This window comes from Limosilactobacillus alvi (assembly GCF_016900115.1).
GTDB classification, from domain to species: Bacteria; Bacillota; Bacilli; order Lactobacillales; family Lactobacillaceae; genus Limosilactobacillus; species Limosilactobacillus alvi.
This window is the reverse complement of sequence record NZ_JACJJQ010000146.1, coordinates 1-230: the sequence shown is the minus strand read 5'-3', so window position 1 is coordinate 230 and position 230 is coordinate 1. Positions and strand designations below refer to the sequence as shown.

The window sequence follows — 230 nt, the reverse complement described above, 5'->3', positions numbered from 1 at the left end:
GCTACGCGCAACTAGAGACGCGCACAGCTCTGAGATGCACAGACTCTCGACCGAGTATTCTCAGCAGCTGAAGTCCGCCTTTGAAGCTGCTGCCATTGAAGCCCGCAACAACAACGCCGTGCATGCCGAAGAGATGCAACGCACGATATCACAGCACGCCAAGGACCTTCGCAATGCTAGCGCCTCACACGCGGCAGGGATGGAGCGCACGAAATCGCAGCATGCCAAAG

At 57.8% G+C, this 230-nt stretch carries 1 protein-coding gene; it reads left to right on the top strand.

Translation table 11 applies throughout. The features are described 5' to 3' along the window. Nucleotides 1–230 (top strand): hypothetical protein (locus H5993_RS09420; protein WP_204777134.1); only part of this gene is annotated, 230 nt, incomplete at both ends.